Origin of the sequence: Hymenobacter properus (genome assembly GCF_015694735.1) — a bacterium.
Taxonomy (GTDB): Bacteria; Bacteroidota; Bacteroidia; order Cytophagales; family Hymenobacteraceae; genus Hymenobacter; species Hymenobacter properus.
On the sequence record NZ_JADQDP010000001.1, the window covers coordinates 1,242,965 to 1,258,749 of the forward strand.

At 61.2% G+C, this 15,785-nt stretch carries 8 protein-coding genes; 4 read left to right on the forward strand and 4 right to left on the reverse strand.

From position 1 onward, the window contains the following. Window positions 1-98: 98 nt before the first annotated feature. The 4 genes from I2I01_RS05345 to I2I01_RS05360 all read left to right on the forward strand — a co-directional run bounded on the left by I2I01_RS05345 (window position 99) and on the right by I2I01_RS05360 (window position 9,738). Window positions 99-3,626 (forward strand): glycosyl hydrolase, encoded by a 3,528-nt coding sequence (locus I2I01_RS05345; protein ID WP_196285369.1) that lies wholly within the window; start codon window positions 99-101, stop codon window positions 3,624-3,626. A 68-nt stretch (window positions 3,627-3,694) separates the two neighbouring features. Beyond that, window positions 3,695-5,671, forward strand: coding sequence for an aceric acid hydrolase (locus tag I2I01_RS05350; protein WP_211537822.1), 1,977 nt, complete (start codon window positions 3,695-3,697; stop codon window positions 5,669-5,671). A 150-nt stretch (window positions 5,672-5,821) separates the two neighbouring features. Beyond that, window positions 5,822-7,258, forward strand: a complete 1,437-nt coding sequence (locus tag I2I01_RS05355) for a sialate O-acetylesterase (RefSeq protein ID WP_196285371.1) — start codon at window positions 5,822-5,824, stop codon at window positions 7,256-7,258. 146 nt (window positions 7,259-7,404) lie between these two features. Then, window positions 7,405-9,738, forward strand: coding sequence for a DUF5703 domain-containing protein (locus I2I01_RS05360; protein ID WP_211537823.1), 2,334 nt, complete (start codon window positions 7,405-7,407; stop codon window positions 9,736-9,738). A 28-nt stretch (window positions 9,739-9,766) separates the two neighbouring features. On the opposite strand, the gene I2I01_RS05365 is transcribed toward I2I01_RS05360, so the two are convergent. The 4 genes from I2I01_RS05365 to I2I01_RS05380 form a co-directional block, all read right to left on the reverse strand. After that, window positions 9,767-11,350: a sodium:solute symporter family transporter gene (locus I2I01_RS05365; protein WP_196285373.1), complete on the reverse strand. Its 1,584-nt coding sequence runs from the start codon at window positions 11,348-11,350 to the stop codon at window positions 9,767-9,769. 186 nt (window positions 11,351-11,536) lie between these two features. Continuing rightward, complete coding sequence (locus I2I01_RS05370) at window positions 11,537-12,607, reverse strand: Gfo/Idh/MocA family protein (protein WP_196285374.1); 1,071 nt, start codon at window positions 12,605-12,607, stop codon at window positions 11,537-11,539. A gap of 153 nt (window positions 12,608-12,760) precedes the next feature. Next, entirely contained in the window at window positions 12,761-13,441 is a 681-nt protein-coding gene (locus tag I2I01_RS05375; protein ID WP_211537824.1) for an L-rhamnose mutarotase, read from the reverse strand. A 71-nt stretch (window positions 13,442-13,512) separates the two neighbouring features. Beyond that, window positions 13,513-15,699 carry an alpha-L-rhamnosidase-related protein gene (locus I2I01_RS05380; RefSeq protein ID WP_196285376.1) on the reverse strand — a complete coding sequence of 729 codons (2,187 nt, stop codon included), beginning with the start codon at window positions 15,697-15,699 and terminating at the stop codon, window positions 13,513-13,515. Window positions 15,700-15,785: the final 86 nt, after the last annotated feature.

The following is a 15,785-nucleotide window of genomic DNA, read 5'->3' on the forward strand; positions in this document are numbered from 1 at the left end:
ATCTCGCTTGTGGCAGTAACTAATTGCGTTGCGCACGCCAGATGCTTCGCTGCGCGCTGCATAACAGTCAAAAAACTACAGCTCAACTGATAACACGAATGAAAACCCGCTTGCTTCCCAAGGCCCTCCTGTTGCTCGCGCTGCCGACGCTCGGCCTGCTGCCGGCCTCGGTGCGCGCCCAGCAAGCACTTGATTTAGAATCCGCCTTCAAAAACCCGCCCGAAGCCGCGCGGCCGTGGGTGTTCTGGTACTGGATGAATGGCGCCGTGACCCCGGCAGGCATTACCGCCGACTTGGAGGCCATGAAGGAAGCCGGCATTGGCGGGGCGTATCTGATGCCCATAAAGGACGTGGAGAATCCGCCGGCCGTTTCGCCGCCGGCCCGGCAGCTTTCGCCGCAGTGGTGGGCCATGGTGAAGCACTCCATGCAGGAAGCCGACCGGCTAGGCTTGAAGCTCGCCATGCACGTCAGCGACGGCTTCGCGCTGGCAGGCGGGCCGTGGATTACGCCGGAGCTGTCGATGCAGCACGTGGTGTCGGCTCAAACACAGGTGATGGGCGGCAAAAAGCTGAGCCTGACGCTGCCCCAGCCGCCCCGGACGCAGGGCTACTACCGCGACGTGGCGGTGTACGCCTACCCCACGCCCACTGGCAGCGGCGTTTCCACCGCCACCGTGAAGCCGCAAATAACCAGCAGCCTGACCGGCGAGAATCTGGAGCTGCTGGCCACGCCCGGCAACAAAAAAGGCTTCAAAACCAGCGAAACCGGCTGGATTCAATACGCATTCGAACAGCCGTTCACCTGCCGCAGCATCCGCATCCGCTCTAACGGCTATAACTACCAGGCCAACCGCCTACGCGTGGAAGTAAGCGACGATGGCCGCACGTTCCGGCCCGTGACGCGCCTGCAGCCGCCTCGCAGCGGCTGGCAGGACAGCAGCGCCGTGACGCACGCGCTGCCCGCCACTACGGCCCGATTTTTTCGCTTCCTGTACGACCCCGCCGGTTCGGAGCCGGGCGCTGAGGACCTCGACGCGGCCAAGTGGAAGCAAAGTCTGAAAGTTTCGGAAATCCAGCTTTCTAGCGAGGCACGCATTCATCAATTTGAGGGCAAGAACGGCGACGTGTGGCGCGTGAGTGAGCGCAGCACGCCCGTCCAGTTGCCCGACGCGCAGTGCGTACCGCTGGGCAAAGTCATCAACCTCACTGACAAGCTCGACGCCAACGGCCGCCTGACCTGGACCGCGCCGCCCGGCCGCTGGACCATCCTGCGCATGGGCCACACCAGCACCGGCCAAGTCAACACCACCGGCGGCGGCGGGCGCGGGCTGGAATGCGACAAGTTCAACCCCGCTGCGGTGAGTATGCAGTTTGATAAGTGGTTTGGCGAGGCGGTGCGGCAGGGCGGGCCGGAGCTGGCGGCGCGGGTGCTCAAGGGCTTCCACGTGGACAGTTGGGAGTGCGGCTCGCAGAACTGGTCGGCCAACTTTCCGGCCGAGTTCAAGCAGCGGCGCGGCTACGACCTGCTGCCCTGGCTGCCCGTGATGGCCGGCGTGCCCCTGGCCAACGCCGACCAGTCGGAACGCGTGCTGTTCGATGTGCGCCAGACCATTGCAGAGCTAGTAAACGACAAGTTCTACGTGACGCTACGCGACTTGGCGCACGCCAAAGGCTGCACGTTTTCGGCCGAAGCCATTGCGCCCACCATGGTCAGCGACGGCCTGCTGCACTACCAGCACGCCGACGTGCCGATGGGCGAATTCTGGCTGCGCAGCCCCACCCACGACAAGCCCAACGACATGCTCGACGCCGTGTCGGGCGCGCACATCTACGGCAAGAACATCGTGCAGGCCGAAGCCTTCACAGAGCTAAAACTGGCCTGGGACGAGCACCCCGGCATGCTCAAGGCGCTGCAAGACCGCAACTACGCGCTGGGCGTCAACCGGATGGTGTACCACGTGTTCGTGCACAACCCCTGGCTCGACCGCAAGCCGGGCATGACCCTGAGCGGCATCGGCCTGTTTTTCCAGCGCGACCAAACCTGGTGGAAGCCCGGCCGCGCCTGGGTCGACTACGCCCGCCGCTGCCAGGCGCTGCTGCAACTCGGTAGCCCTGTTGTGGATGTGGCCGTGTTCACGGGTGAGGAAACGCCACGACGGGCAATTCTGCCCAATCGGCTGGTAAACGACCTGCCCGGCATTATGGGCCCGCAAGCCGTAGCCGCCGAGCAAAAACGCCTCGCCAACGCGGGCCTGCCCATGCGCGAGCAGCCGGAGAAAGTATCCGCCTCGGCCAACATGGAAACCGCCGACATGCTGGTAGACCCTCTGCACGGCTACGCCTACGACTCCTTTAACAAAGACGCGCTGCTACGGCTGGCCAAGGTGGAAAACGGCCGCATTGCGCTGCCGGGCGGGGCCAACTACGGCCTGCTGGTGGTGCCGGGCGCGCTGAAGATGAGCCCGGATAGCAGCGCCATGTCGCTCGAGGTGGCGACGAAGCTAGAGGAACTGGTGCAGGAGGGGGCCACCGTGTTGCTTAACCGGCAGCCCAATCACTCGCCGGGGTTGCAAGGTTTTCCAAACGCGGATAAGCAGGTTCGACAATTGACTGCTACGCTGAACCAGACTACTAATTCGCCGGCCTCGGCGTCTACGACAGCGGGCGGAGCGGCGACGGGTTCAGCAGCAAAAGGCCGTGTGCTGCGGGAGCCTTATCAAGCCGATTCTTTTGACGCGCTGGGCTTTACCCGCGACGTAGTGGCCAGCACTACCAGCGGCCAGCGCGCCCGCGGTATTGCCTGGACGCACCGCACCGACACGCAGTTTGACCTCTATTTCATTTCCAACCAGCTCGATTCTGCCCGCACCATCAACCTGAGCTTGCGCGTAGCCGGGCGGCAGCCGGAGCTATGGGATGCCGTGACCGGTGAAATTCGCCCGGCTACTGACTGGAAAATTGAAAACGGCCGCACTTTGCTGCCGCTGCATCTGGACCGTAATGGCTCCGTCTTCGTGGTTTTCCGAGAACCTGCAACACCGCCCAGCGCGCACGACGATTTGAATGCCTTGGCAATGCAGCCGGTGCAAACCCTCGGGGGGCCCTGGCAGGTGCAATTCGATTCGAAAATGCGCGGCCCGGCCCGGCCCGTAGCCTTCGCCAAGCTCACGGATTGGAGCCAGCACTCAGACGCAACCATCCGCCATTACTCCGGCACGGCCACTTACACCCAGACCTTCCGCTGGCAGCCCCCGAAGCAGCTCAAGCAGCAGAAAGGCAAGCTGGCCGGCACGCCTTCAACCCGGGTTTACCTGGACCTTGGCACCGTGGCCAACCTGGCCGAAGTGCGCGTGAACGGCCAGCCCTGTGGCATTGCCTGGACGCCACCCTACCGCCTCGACATTACCCCGGCGCTGAAAAAGGGCAATAACCAAATAGAAATCAGCGTCACCAACACCTGGGCCAACCGCCTCATCGGCGACCAGGCCCTGCCTGCTGACCAGCGCCCTACCTGGACCCCGGCCCCCTTGCCTGCCGCCGATAAGCCGCTTTTGCCAGCCGGCCTGCTGGGGCCAGTCACCATTGGCCTCGGCAACGTTCCGTCATTCTCCTTCAAAGTAGATTAGTTTTTATGCGAGTAGCTATTCAAAAACTCGGCCTTGGCCTCCTGGCAATGGCTTTTGCGGGCCCGGTTTTGGCGCAGCAAAAAGCCCTAACCAACACCGCCGCCAGCTCCCACGCCAAGCTCAGTAGCGTGGACATGGGCAGCGTGCAATGGACCAACGGCTTCTGGGCCGAGCGCTTCGACGTGTGCCAGAAATCGATGATTCCGACCATGTGGGCGCTCTACCATTCTGACCGCAACCACGCTTACAAGAATTTCGAAATTGCGGCGGGCCTGGAGAAAGGTGCACACAAGGGCCCGCCCTTCCACGATGGCGACTTTTTCAAGCTGCTGGAGGCGCTATCGGCCTCCTACGCCGTGACGCACGACCCCAAGCTAGACCAGCAGCTCGACGAGGCCATTGCGCTGGTGGTGAAGGTGCAGCGGCCCGATGGCTACCTAAGCACCCAGAGCACCATCGCAGAGCTGAACAACCCGGGGCAAAAGGCGGCATTCAAGAATCGGCTGAATTTTGAGACCTACAACCTGGGCCACCTGATGACGGCCGGCTGCGTGCATTACCGCGCCACAGGCAAAACCACGCTGCTGAATGCGGCGAAGAAAGCGACCGATTATCTGTATAATTTCTACAAAACGGCCTCGCCCGAGCTGGCGCGCAACGCCATTTGCCCGGCGCACTACATGGGCGTGGTGGAAATGTACCGCACCACCCGCGACCCGCGCTACCTGGAATTGGCCGAGAGCCTCATCAACATCCGCGGGCTGGCCGCCGACATCGGCACCGACGACAACCAGGACCGCCTGCCCTTCCGGCAGATGCAAAAGGCCGGCGGCCACGCCGTGCGCGCCAACTACCTCTTCGCCGGCGCGGCCGACGTGTACGCCGAAACCGGCGACAAGACGCTGCTCACCACCTTGGATAGAATGTGGGACGACGTGACCCAACACAAAATGTACGTGACCGGGGCCTGCGGCGCGCTCTACGACGGCGTGTCGCCCGACGGCACGGCCTACAAGCCCGACACGGTGCAGAAAATCCACCAGGCCTACGGGCGAGACTACCAGCTGCCCAACCTCACGGCCCACGGCGAAACCTGCGCCAACATCGGCAACGTGCTATGGAACTGGCGCATGCTGCAAATCACCGGCGAAGCCAAGTACGCCGACGTGATGGAAACGGCCCTCTATAACAGCGTGCTTTCCGGCATCAGCCTCGACGGGCAGCGCTTCCTGTACACCAACCCGCTGGCATATTCCACGGACCTGCCGTTTTCGCAACGCTGGTCGAAGGAGCGGGTCGACTACATCAGTCTGTCCAACTGCTGCCCGCCCAACGTGGTGCGCACCATCTCGGAGGTGAACAACTACATGTACAACACGTCGGACAAGGGACTGTTTTTCAATCTATACGGTGGCAATAACCTGACCACGAAGCTGAAAGACGGTTCGCCGCTCAAGCTGACGCAGGAAACCAATTACCCCTGGGACGGTAGCGTGAAAGTGATGCTGCAGACCGCGCCGAAGAAGCCGTTTTCGATGTTTTTCCGGGTGCCCGGCTGGAGCGAAGGCGCGACGCTGCTGGTGAATGGCCAGCCCGTGGCCGCCAAGCTCACTCCCGGCCAGTACGCCGAAATCAACCGCCGCTGGAAAACCGGCGACAAAGTGGAGCTGCAGCTCCCAATGCCTGCGCAGCTCCTTGAAGCCAACGCTTTAATCGAAGAAACCCGCAACCAGGTGGCCGTGCGCCGCGGCCCGGTGGTGTACTGCCTCGAAGCCAGCGACCTGCCCGCCGGCAAGCCCCTCAGCGGCCTGATTGTAAACGCCAACACCGTCTTCACGCCCCGCCACACCACCATTGCCGGCTCGGACGTGGTGTGGCTGGAAGGCCAAAGTGAATTCGCCGACAACTCGGCCTGGAAGGGCCAGCTCTACCATCCCATTTCCAAGGAAAAGCCCGCCACGGTTCCCTTTAAGCTAATTCCCTACTATGCCTGGGGCAACCGCGGCCTGCACGACATGGAGGTGTGGCTGCCGGTGAGTAGGTAGCCTCAATCGACTGCTTTACGTGCCGTCGTGCAGAGCGCAGCGAAGCATCTCGCGTGCTATGCTAATTCAATTAAGGACAGTTTGTTTACTGCGGCACGCGAGATGCTTCGCTGCGCTCTGCATGACCGCCGGTTACCATCCAAATCTTACATGAGAACCAAGCATCTTTCTCTCCTCTGCCTCACCCTGCTGCTCCCGCTGCTAAGCCACGCCCAGCTGCGCCTCGCTTCCCTGTTCACCGACAACATGGTGCTGCAGCAGCAGGCCGAGTGCGCCGTGTGGGGCTGGGCCAAGGCTGGCAGCACCATCACCGTCAATCCTTCGTGGGGCAAGCAGAAATACACCGCCCAGGCCGACGCCACTGGCAAGTGGAAAGTGAAAGTGAAGACACCAGCCGCCAGCTACACGCCCTACACGCTGGGCATCAGCGGCGACGGGCCGGCCGTGCAGCTCCGGAACGTGCTGGTGGGCGAGGTGTGGCTCTGCGGCGGGCAGTCGAACATGGAAATGCCGATGAAGGGCTTCAAAGGCCAGCCGGTGCTGGGCTCGAACGAGGCCATCCTGCACTCGAAGAATGACCAGTTGCGGCTCTACACCGTTCCCCGCTCGTCGGTGACGGAGGTGCAGGAGAATAGCAAGCCCTCGCCCTGGCGCGTAGCCGAGCCCGAGGCGGTGAGCAACTTTAGCGCCACGGCCTACTACTTTGGGCGGCTGTTGCAAGAGCAGCTTGGGGTGCCGGTGGGGCTACTGCACTGCAGCTACAGTGGCTCCTTCATCGAGGCGTGGATGGACGCCGAGACGGTGCGGCAGTTTGCCGGCGTGAAAGTGCCGGCCAAGGGCGACACCATCAAGCTGGTGAGCCGCACGGCCACCACGCTGTACAACGGCATGCTGCATCCTATTGAAGGCTACGGCATCAAGGGCGCCATCTGGTACCAGGGCGAATCGAACTACGACAACCCCGACGAGTATGCCAACAAGCTGGCCACGCTGGTAAAGCTGTGGCGCACGAAGTGGGGCATGGGCGAATTTCCCTTCTACTACGCCCAGATTGCACCCTTCGACTACACCCGCACCTCCAAGAACAAAGGCGGCAAGTACAACTCGGCCTTCCTGCGCGATGCCCAGCGCAAGGCCCAGGACCAGATTCCTAACGCCGCGATGGCCGTGCTGCTCGACGTGGGCGAGGAGGCCAGCATCCATCCCATGCGCAAGGAGCCCGGAGGCACGCGCCTGGCCCTGCTGGCCCTGGCCCAGACCTACGGCCGCAAAGGCTTCGGCGCCCTGCCTCCCACCTACGAGTCGATGACGGTGAAAGACAACACGGTGGCCGTGCGTTTCAAAAATTCGCCGATGGGTATGACAACGTTCGGGCAGGAGCTTACGGGCTTTGAAATAGCCGGCGCCGACCAGAAATGGTACCCTGCCAAAGCCAGCATCAGTGGCAGCGTCATCAACGTTTCGGCCGAGGCAGTGAAGGCGCCGGTGGCGGTGCGCTACGCGTTTCAGGACTTCACCAAGGCCACGCTGTTCAGCAACGAAGGGCTGCCGGTGTCGTCGTTCCGCACGGATGATTGGGCGCAATGAGAAAGGCCACAAGCGCTACTTTGACGGTCATGCAGCGCGCAGCGAAGCATCTCGCGTGGAGCAGTAATTCGTTTACATCAGCACGCAAAAAGCTTCGCTGCGCGCTGCATGACGGCCTGATGTCTCATCCGAATCGGACGCGGCAAGTGCTTCTGCTGTTTCTGCTACTCCCCTTCTTCACCCGCGCCCAAAGCCCCGAACTTGCCTCCAACAACATCACCTGGACCTCCCCCAGCAAAAACGCCGGCGAATCGATGCCCTGCGGGGGCGGCGACATTGGCCTGAACGTATGGGCTGAAAACGGCGACGTGTTGTTCTACATTGCCCGCAGCGGCACGTTTGATGAGAACAATTCGCTGCTGAAGCTAGGGCGCGTGCGCCTGCGTCTCTCGCCCAATCCATTCGAGAAAGGCGCTTTCAAGCAGCAACTAGCGCTGCAAACGGGCGACGTAACGCTCACCGGCACTGCGGGCAAGGCCACGACGCAGATTCACGTTTGGGTAGATGTGTTCCGGCCCGTGGTGCATGTGGAAGTGAGCAGCACCGAGCAGCTCGCGGCCACGGCCAGCTACGAAAGCTGGCGCTTCCAGGACCGGGTGCTGAAGGGCAAGGAAAACAACCAGAACTCCTACAAATGGGCGCCGCAAGGCGAGGTCAAAACCCGGCACGACAGCATCAGCTTCCAAGGGCACACCGTGGAGTTTTTCCACCAGAACCAGCCGCAAACGGTGTTCGATGTAACCGTGCAGCAGCAGGGCCTGGCGGCAGTGAAAGGCCAGCTCTACAATCCCCTGCAACACCTGATTTTTGGCGGCCTGTTGTGGGGCGAAAACATGCTTCCGGCCGGCACCACCGACGGGCAGTACCTCCGCACTCCCTACCGCGGCTGGCAGCTAAAAAGCCGAGTGCCGGCCCGCAAGCATTCGCTCACGCTGGTGCTGCACACGGCCTACGAATCCGCAGAACAGGGGCACTTGGGGCTGCTTGCCATTAACTCGCCCGCCCGGGTGCAATGGCAAGCCGAGCTGCAGCGGCTTATCGGCACCCTGCCGAACCAGTTGACGGCCCGGCGCCGCACCGTGGCCTGGTGGCGCGACTACTGGCAGCGCAGCTTTATCCACATCGAGCCCGATAAAGCAGCCGCAAACTTGCGCGAATGGCAAGCCGGCCGCAACTACCAGCTCATGCGCTACATGCTGGGCTGCAACGCCTTCGGCCAGTGGCCCACCAAGTTCAACGGCGGCCTCTTCACCTACGACCCGGTGCTGACGGATTCCACGCTGAAGTTCACGCCTGACTTTCGCAACTGGGGCGGCGGTACGCACACGGCCCAAAACCAGCGCCTCGTGTACTGGCCGATGCTGAAAAACGGTGATTTCAACCTGCTCAAACCGCAGGTTGATTTCTACCTGCGCCTGCTCAAGAATGCCGAACTACGCAGCCAAACCTACTGGCAGCACGGCGGCGCCAGCTTCACCGAGCAGCTCGAAAACTTTGGCTTGCCCAATCCCGCCGAATACAACTGGAAACGCCCCGCCGACTTCGACAAGGGCATGGAATACAACGCCTGGCTGGAATATGAGTGGGACACCGTGCTCGAATTTTGTTTGATGATGCTGGAAACCGAGCGCTACGCCGGGCACGATGTAGCCGCCTACCTGCCCTTCGTGGAGAGCTGCCTCACCTTCTTCGACGAGCATTACCTGTACCTGGCCCGACAACGCGGGGCCAAGGCGCTCGACGGCGCGGGGCACCTGGTTCTCTACCCTGGCTCAGGGGCGGAGACCTACAAAATGGCCTACAATTCTACCGCCACCATCACCGGCCTGCGCACCGTTCTCACGCAGCTACTGGCCCTGCCGCCGCGCTTCGTTACGCCCGCGCAACGCCAGAAGTGGACCGCCATGCTGGGCCGCATTCCAGCTATCAGCTTTCGCGAAAGCCAGAGCCACCCCACTATCGCGCCGGCCAAAACCTGGGAGCGCATCAACAACACCGAGAGCCCGCAGCTTTACCCGGTGTTTCCCTGGGGCCTCTACGGCGTGGGCAAAGCCGGCCTCGACACGGCCCGCAACACCTACCTTTATGATGCCGACGTGCAGAAATTCCGCTCCCACGTGGGCTGGAAGCAGCACAACATCTTCGCCGCCCGCCTTGGTCTCACCGACGAGGCCGCCGCCCTGACGGTGCAGAAGCTGCAGGACTCCGGCCGCCGCTTCCCTGCCTTCTGGGGGCCGGGCTACGACTGGGCGCCCGACCACAACTGGGGCGGCTCGGGTATGATTGGCTTGCAGGAAATGCTGCTGCAAACCGACGGCCGAAAGATTTATTTATTGCCCGCCTGGCCGAAGCAGTGGGACGTGCACTTCAAGCTGCATGCGCCATACCAAACGACGGTGGAAGCAGTGGTTAAGGATGGGAAGGTGCAGGTGCTGAAAGTGCTGCCGGAATCGCGGAGGGCCGATGTCGTGGTGATGTAGCATGGACTCTGCGAGTCCACGCTACACCTTAATGCCCATTGAACACCACGTATAGCCCCACCATCACCACGGCCAGCGCGGCCCACAGCAGCTGCACGCGCCGCGTAGGTCGGGCCAACTCCCCGTAGTCTACCGCCTGGCGGCGGGCCTGGCCAGCCGGGTCGGTGAGGGAGATGAGCACGGCGGCCCCGAACAGCGCCGCGAAAATGTAGAACGACAGCATCAGGTAGTGCGGCCAGAAGGGGTGCGTATCGGGCGGGAGCACCCAGAGGTAGAGCACGCCCACGCCCAGGCTAAAGGCCGAACCCCACGACAAGATGCCGTTGACAGCGCGCTGCGTGGTGCGAGCCCAGAACACCGACAGCAGAAACACCACTGCTAGCGGCGGCGCGATGAAGCCCAGCACCGCCTGAAACACGTCGAACAGATTCAGCCCCTTCACCGAGTCGATGGCCAGCGCCATGAGCACGGCGAAGGCGCAGCCCACCAGCACCGTGCGCCGCCCCACCCGCACCACATCGGCGTCGGTGGCCTGGGGGTTGATGTTGCGGGCATATACGTCCATCGCAAACACGGTGCTTAGCGCGTTGAGCGAGGAACTGATGGTGCCAACCAGCACGGCAATGAGTACTACGATGACGAGGCCCTTCATACCGGCCGGAAACAGGCTGGTCACCATCGTCATGTAGGCTTCTTTGGGGTCTTTCAGGTCGGGGAACAGGAGGTAGCAGAGCACACCGGTCAGAATGAACAGCGGCAACGACAGGATTTTGAGCCAGCCGATGAAGTTGACGCCCAGCTGGCCTTGCTCCAGGCTGCGCGCTCCCAGCACCGACTGCACCATGGCCTGGTCGGTGCAGAAAAACGCCACCGCCGACACCGGGTAGCCCAGCAGAATGGCGTACCACGGGTACTTGGGGTCGGAGGCCGGTTGCAGCAGGTTCCAGTAGTGGCCGGGCACGCGGTGGAACACTTCGCTCAGCCCGCCCACTTTCATCACGCCAATAACGGTGAGCGTGAGCGACACGCCAATGAGCAATAGCATCTGAAACACGTTGACGCGCGCAATGGCCTTGAGCCCACCCGCAAAGGTGAACGCGCCCGCAAACAGCACCAGCACCACTACCGACTGCCACATCGGGATGCCCAGAATCTGCCGCACCAGCAGCCCACCCGAAAACAGCCCTAGCGACAGCCACGAAATCAGAATCTTAATCAGCGCGTACCAGGCCAGGATGTTTTGCGTCGAGTCGCCGTACTGCCGGCCCATGAAGCCGGGCATGGTGCTCACGTTGGCCGCCAGGTAGCGCGGCGCAAACACCACAGCCAGCAAAAACAGAAACACGAAGGCGTACCACTCAAAATTCACCGCCACAATGCCCGTGCTGTAACCAATCGAAGCAAACGCCAGCAGCATCGACGGCCCCACGTTCGTGCCCCACATATTGAACCCGATGCTGGCCCATCCCAGCGACTTATTGGCCAGAAACAACGATTCTTCGGTTTTCTTAGCAGCACTGGCCCGATAGCCGATGCCAGCCAGAATCACGACGTAGGCCGCGACGATGGCGTAGTCCCAGGCGGTGAGGTGGCCGAGTAAGTTGTTGCCCATAGTGGGTGGGAATGACGGGTGGGAATTTGGAAAGGGCTTGCTTTAACAATTCGTCATGCTGAGCAGAGCGTAGCGGAGTCGAAGCATCTCTACCGCTTCGTTGCGGGCGTCAGGAGTTACTACCCCGGTAGAGATGCTTCGACTCCGCTGCACTCTGCTCAGCATGACGGACTTTTTTAGGCCGTTCTAGCTCAGCACAATACCATGCTCCGCCAGCAGCGCCTGCACCTTCACCGGCTGGCCGGTGCTTAGCGAGCGGTCCATGGCCTGCAGCAGCGCAATAGTGCCAATGCCTTCTTTCAAGTCCGGGTAGGCGGTGAAATCCTGCTCGATGGAATCGGCGAAATATTCTAGATAGTTCTGGTACTCGCCGGCGTGGTGGCTCTTGCCCTCGAAGCGGAAATAGTGCTTGAGCTTGTGCTCCCAGGTAATGAGGCGCTCCTCCCCGGTGCGGTCGGTGATGGCGTAGCGCAGGTCCATGTAGTCGCCCTGGCTGGCGCCTTCGGTGCCGCGCAGCACGCAGCTCATCTCCGAATCGCGCGTCACGGGCTGCACGGGTCCAGTGTAGCAGCCACTCACGCGGGCCACGCGGCCATCGGTGCTCTTGAAGATGAAGTGCATGGTATCCTGGTGCTTGAGGCCGCCCTTGGCGCCGTTGCTGCTGAGCATGCCGTAGCCCATCACCTCCTCGATATTGGGCAGGTACCAACGAATAAAATCCACCGGGTGGCTGAGGCCGCCGTAGAGCCACTTGAAAGCATTTTCTAAGGACCAGCCTTTTTCCAGAAACCAACGGTGGTCGGCGTGGTAGTAGGCCTCGATGGTAATGAGCTCGCCGATGAGGCCGGCCTCGTAGTCGGCCCGCTGCCGCTTCATGGGCTCGAAAAAGCGGGAGCTTTGGCCGACGAACAGCTTTTTCCCTGAGGTGCGGCTCAGTTCCAATAGCTCGTTAGCCTTGCTGAGGTCGTCGATAAACGGTTTGGTGCACACCACGTGCTTGCCCGCGCGCAGGGCCTGGGCCACGTGCTCGGCGTGCAAGTGGTCGGGGGTGTAGATGGCCACGGCGTCGATTTCCGGGTCGTCGAGCATGTCCTGGTACTGCGTGGTGTAGTGGGGGAAGTTGAATTCTTCGGCACGGTGGCGGCACAGGTCTTCGTTGCGGTCACAGATGGTTTTAAGCTTCCATTTCGGGCTGTTGAGGGCGGCTGACATGGTGCTGCGGCCTTCGCCGAGGCCGAGGATTCCGAGGGTAAGCATTAAGGAGTTTTGAGTTATGAATGTTGAGTTTTGAATGACCGAAACCGCCGGTCATGCCGAGCGCAGCCGAGGCATCTCGCTCGCTTCGTTGAACTGATTGAATTGCGTTGCGCACGCGAGATGCCTCGGCTGCGCTCGGCATGACGTTTCGTATTATTTGATGTGCACCGGTACGGCTTTTGGCATTGCCACCGGTTTTAGAAACACCCACACCTCCCCCGGCTTGGTGCCGGGCAGGCCTTCCTGGTACTGCTTCATCAGCGCATTCCAGTCGTCCACACGCGGGTTATTCAGAGAGGTTCTGGGGTTCAACTTATCCAAACTTTCGCCGTGCGGAATGCTGATAACCAGCATCAGTTGCCGCCCCTGCCGAAACACCAGCAGCTGCTGAAAGCGGGCGTTGCAGAAGCCCTGTGCCACCTCCGGCCACTTTTGAAACTGGGTGTCGTGGTAGTTCAGGTATTCCTGCTGCTTGGCAGGGTCTTTCACCAGATTGGCGGTAAGAATGATATTGTCCCACTGCTTGGCAGTGGTTTTACCGGCGCAGCGCTGCCTATCGAATTTGTAGAAAGGCACGGCGTAGAACTTCACTTCGCTCCCGGCATAAACCGCGGCCAGGTTCTTTTGCACCGCCTGAATGCTGGCCGCCTTTCCATAGGCAACCAAGTGGTTTTGCCAGCTATACACGCCGGTGGTCGGCACTTGGTATTTCCGGCACAGCTTCAGCAGGTTTTCGGCCGCAACGGGTGCCCGCCCGGAGCCAATAATTTCCACAATTGCCATCTTCTCACCGGCTTGCGCAGTGGCACTCAGCGGCAGCAGCAACCATAACAACAGGCCGAGAAGATGCCAGCTCCCGCAGCGTAGCGCAGCGGTTTTCGCAGAGGAACGCAGAGGATGTTCCATTAGAGGGCCTGATAAGTCACCACGTACTCCCGCCCCTTCTCCAGCGTCAGTTCATACTGACCGTTGCCTTTCGAGGCGATTTTGCCGCCTTTGCAGCTTGGCTTCGACTTACTAGAAAAGCGTAGCGTGCCGGTGCCGCTGGCGCCCTTCACCTTAAGCTGCTTGGGGCTCGCAGCTACCGTGATGTCGCCCTGCGGAGTAGGCACGGTTCCTTCCATCCATTGTAGTCCGCCGAGGTTGGGTACCACTTCGTAGGTGGCGTAGCCCGGCGTGAGGGGCTTCACGCCGAGGTAGTACTTGCCGAGCAGGTAGATGGGGCTGGCACCCCAGGCGTGACACAGGCTCTTGCCGAAGGGCCGACCATACATGGCTAGGTGCTCGGTGCCCTTTTTAGTAGGGTCGTATTCTTCCCAAAAGGAGGTAGCGCCTAGGTCCAGTATGCCACCCCAATACGACTTCATTTCCTTGAGCACGTAGGGCTGCTCGCCCATCGCGCACAGGGCTTCTAGCTCGTAGAAGCGCATATAGGGCGTCGTGATTTTGGGCACCTGCGGGTTCAGCAACACCGATTTCTTTACCTGCTGCTCCTGCTCGGGGCTGAGGTAATCGAAGAAAATGGCGAACATATTGGCGTAGCGCGTCACGTGGTCGGTGGGCCGGCCGGCTACGCGGCTGTGCACCAAAGCGCCTTTACCGGGATTCCAGTAGGTGGCGAAAATTTTCGCTTTGAGGTCAGTAGCCAACTGCTGATACTTCTGCGCGCCGGTCTGGTCATCGACCAGCTTAGCGCACAAGGCCATGCTTTCGAGGCTGCGGCACAGCAGCAGTTGCTCGAAGCTTACTTCGCCCTTCTTGCTCAGCCCGTCGGCCCAGTCGATAAATACCCAGTCACCAGCCAGCCCTTCCATTAGGCCGTCTTTGTTGCGGCGGTTCAGGCAGTAGTCCATCAGGCTTTGCATGCGGGGGTAGAGCTGCTGCACCTGGGCCTTGTCGCCCGTGTACTGGTAGGCATCGTACACGCTGATGAACCAGTAAAAACTGTAGTCCATGATGGTGTTGATGTGGCTGGTTACCGGGTCTTTGCCGCGCAAGGCCCACTGCGTGCGGTTCACGGTGGGCGTGTCGAAATACAGGTAGTAGTTCATCAGGTAACTCTGGTAAGCGTCGCCCGACCATACCCACCGGTCGCGCTTGATGCCGTCGATGAAAAACTCCCGCGTGTTCAGGTGCATGGTGTAGGCCGCCACGTCCCAGATTTTATTCAGTTGCGCGTCCGAGCAGCGGAACTTGCCTCGCTCGGCCACCGGCGCATACTCGTACAGCAGCGACACCGAATCGAGGCTCACACCCGCCTCGGGCCGGATGTTCACGTAGCGAAACGCCTTGGATAGCGTGGTGGTTTGTTCGCCCTTCTGCGGTTGGTTCACGGCCAAGTACTCCAGTGTTTCGCAAGTCTCAGTGGCCTGGGCTTCCTCCTTCGATTCGCCGAAATACACCGCCACCTGGCCCTTGCCTTTCACGCCGTGCAGCTTGATATAGCCAAAGGTCTCGCGCCCAAAATCTACCAACATACTCTGCCCGTTGCGCTCCACCTGGGCCGCCCGGCGCACCTCCGTGGGCAGCTTGAAAGCGGAGGGACGCGCCTCGGGCGAGTCGAAGTTCCAGGCACCAGCCTGCAGCCAGGTGGTGCCCGACTGGTCGGAGGTTTTGCCCGAAGCGTCAATCCATTCCTTGTCCTCGTAGGTAACCAGCCACGAGGCATCGGAGGCAATGGTGTTGCCGCGCACGAACACGGCTGGCGGTGTGGCCTGGTTGTAAACCTTGAGATTAATACGGTGCTTGCCGGCCGGTACAGTAAGGTGAGTAGGCGCGCCGGTTAGCGGCTTGCCGTCGAGCTTTACGTTGTACTGGCCTTCGGCGCGCAGTTCCACTTCTTCGGGCTGTGCAAGGTCAAAATCTTTGTGAAAGTCGATGAGCACGTAGTGGCTATCCATCCGCCAGAACACCGGGAAGAACGTGCCGCGCTCGGTGCGGCGGTTCTGCATCTGGTTGCCCAGCCAGATTTCGTAGTCGCCGGGGTACCAAATCCAGGTGGCTTTTTGCGGACGCTGCTGGGCTTGGGCAGAGGTTGCTAAGAGTAGCAAGAGCAGCACAGCCGCGACTCGTTTCAGGCAGAATTTTATCATCAGGTGGGTTGATGTTATTGAGGTTGGTCGTCATGCAGAGCGCAGCGAAGCATCTCGCTCGCCTCGTTGCAATGGCATTGATTATA

Coding starts and splice junctions, on each gene's coding strand:
- I2I01_RS05345 (WP_196285369.1), top strand. CDS start 99: ATGAAAACCCGCTTGCTTCCCAAGGCCCTCCTGTTGCTCGCGCTGCCG.
- I2I01_RS05355 (WP_196285371.1), top strand. CDS start 5,822: ATGAGAACCAAGCATCTTTCTCTCCTCTGCCTCACCCTGCTGCTCCCG.
- I2I01_RS05365 (WP_196285373.1), bottom strand. CDS start 11,350: ATGGGCAACAACTTACTCGGCCACCTCACCGCCTGGGACTACGCCATC.
- I2I01_RS05370 (WP_196285374.1), bottom strand. CDS start 12,607: ATGCTTACCCTCGGAATCCTCGGCCTCGGCGAAGGCCGCAGCACCATG.
- I2I01_RS05380 (WP_196285376.1), bottom strand. CDS start 15,699: ATGATAAAATTCTGCCTGAAACGAGTCGCGGCTGTGCTGCTCTTGCTA.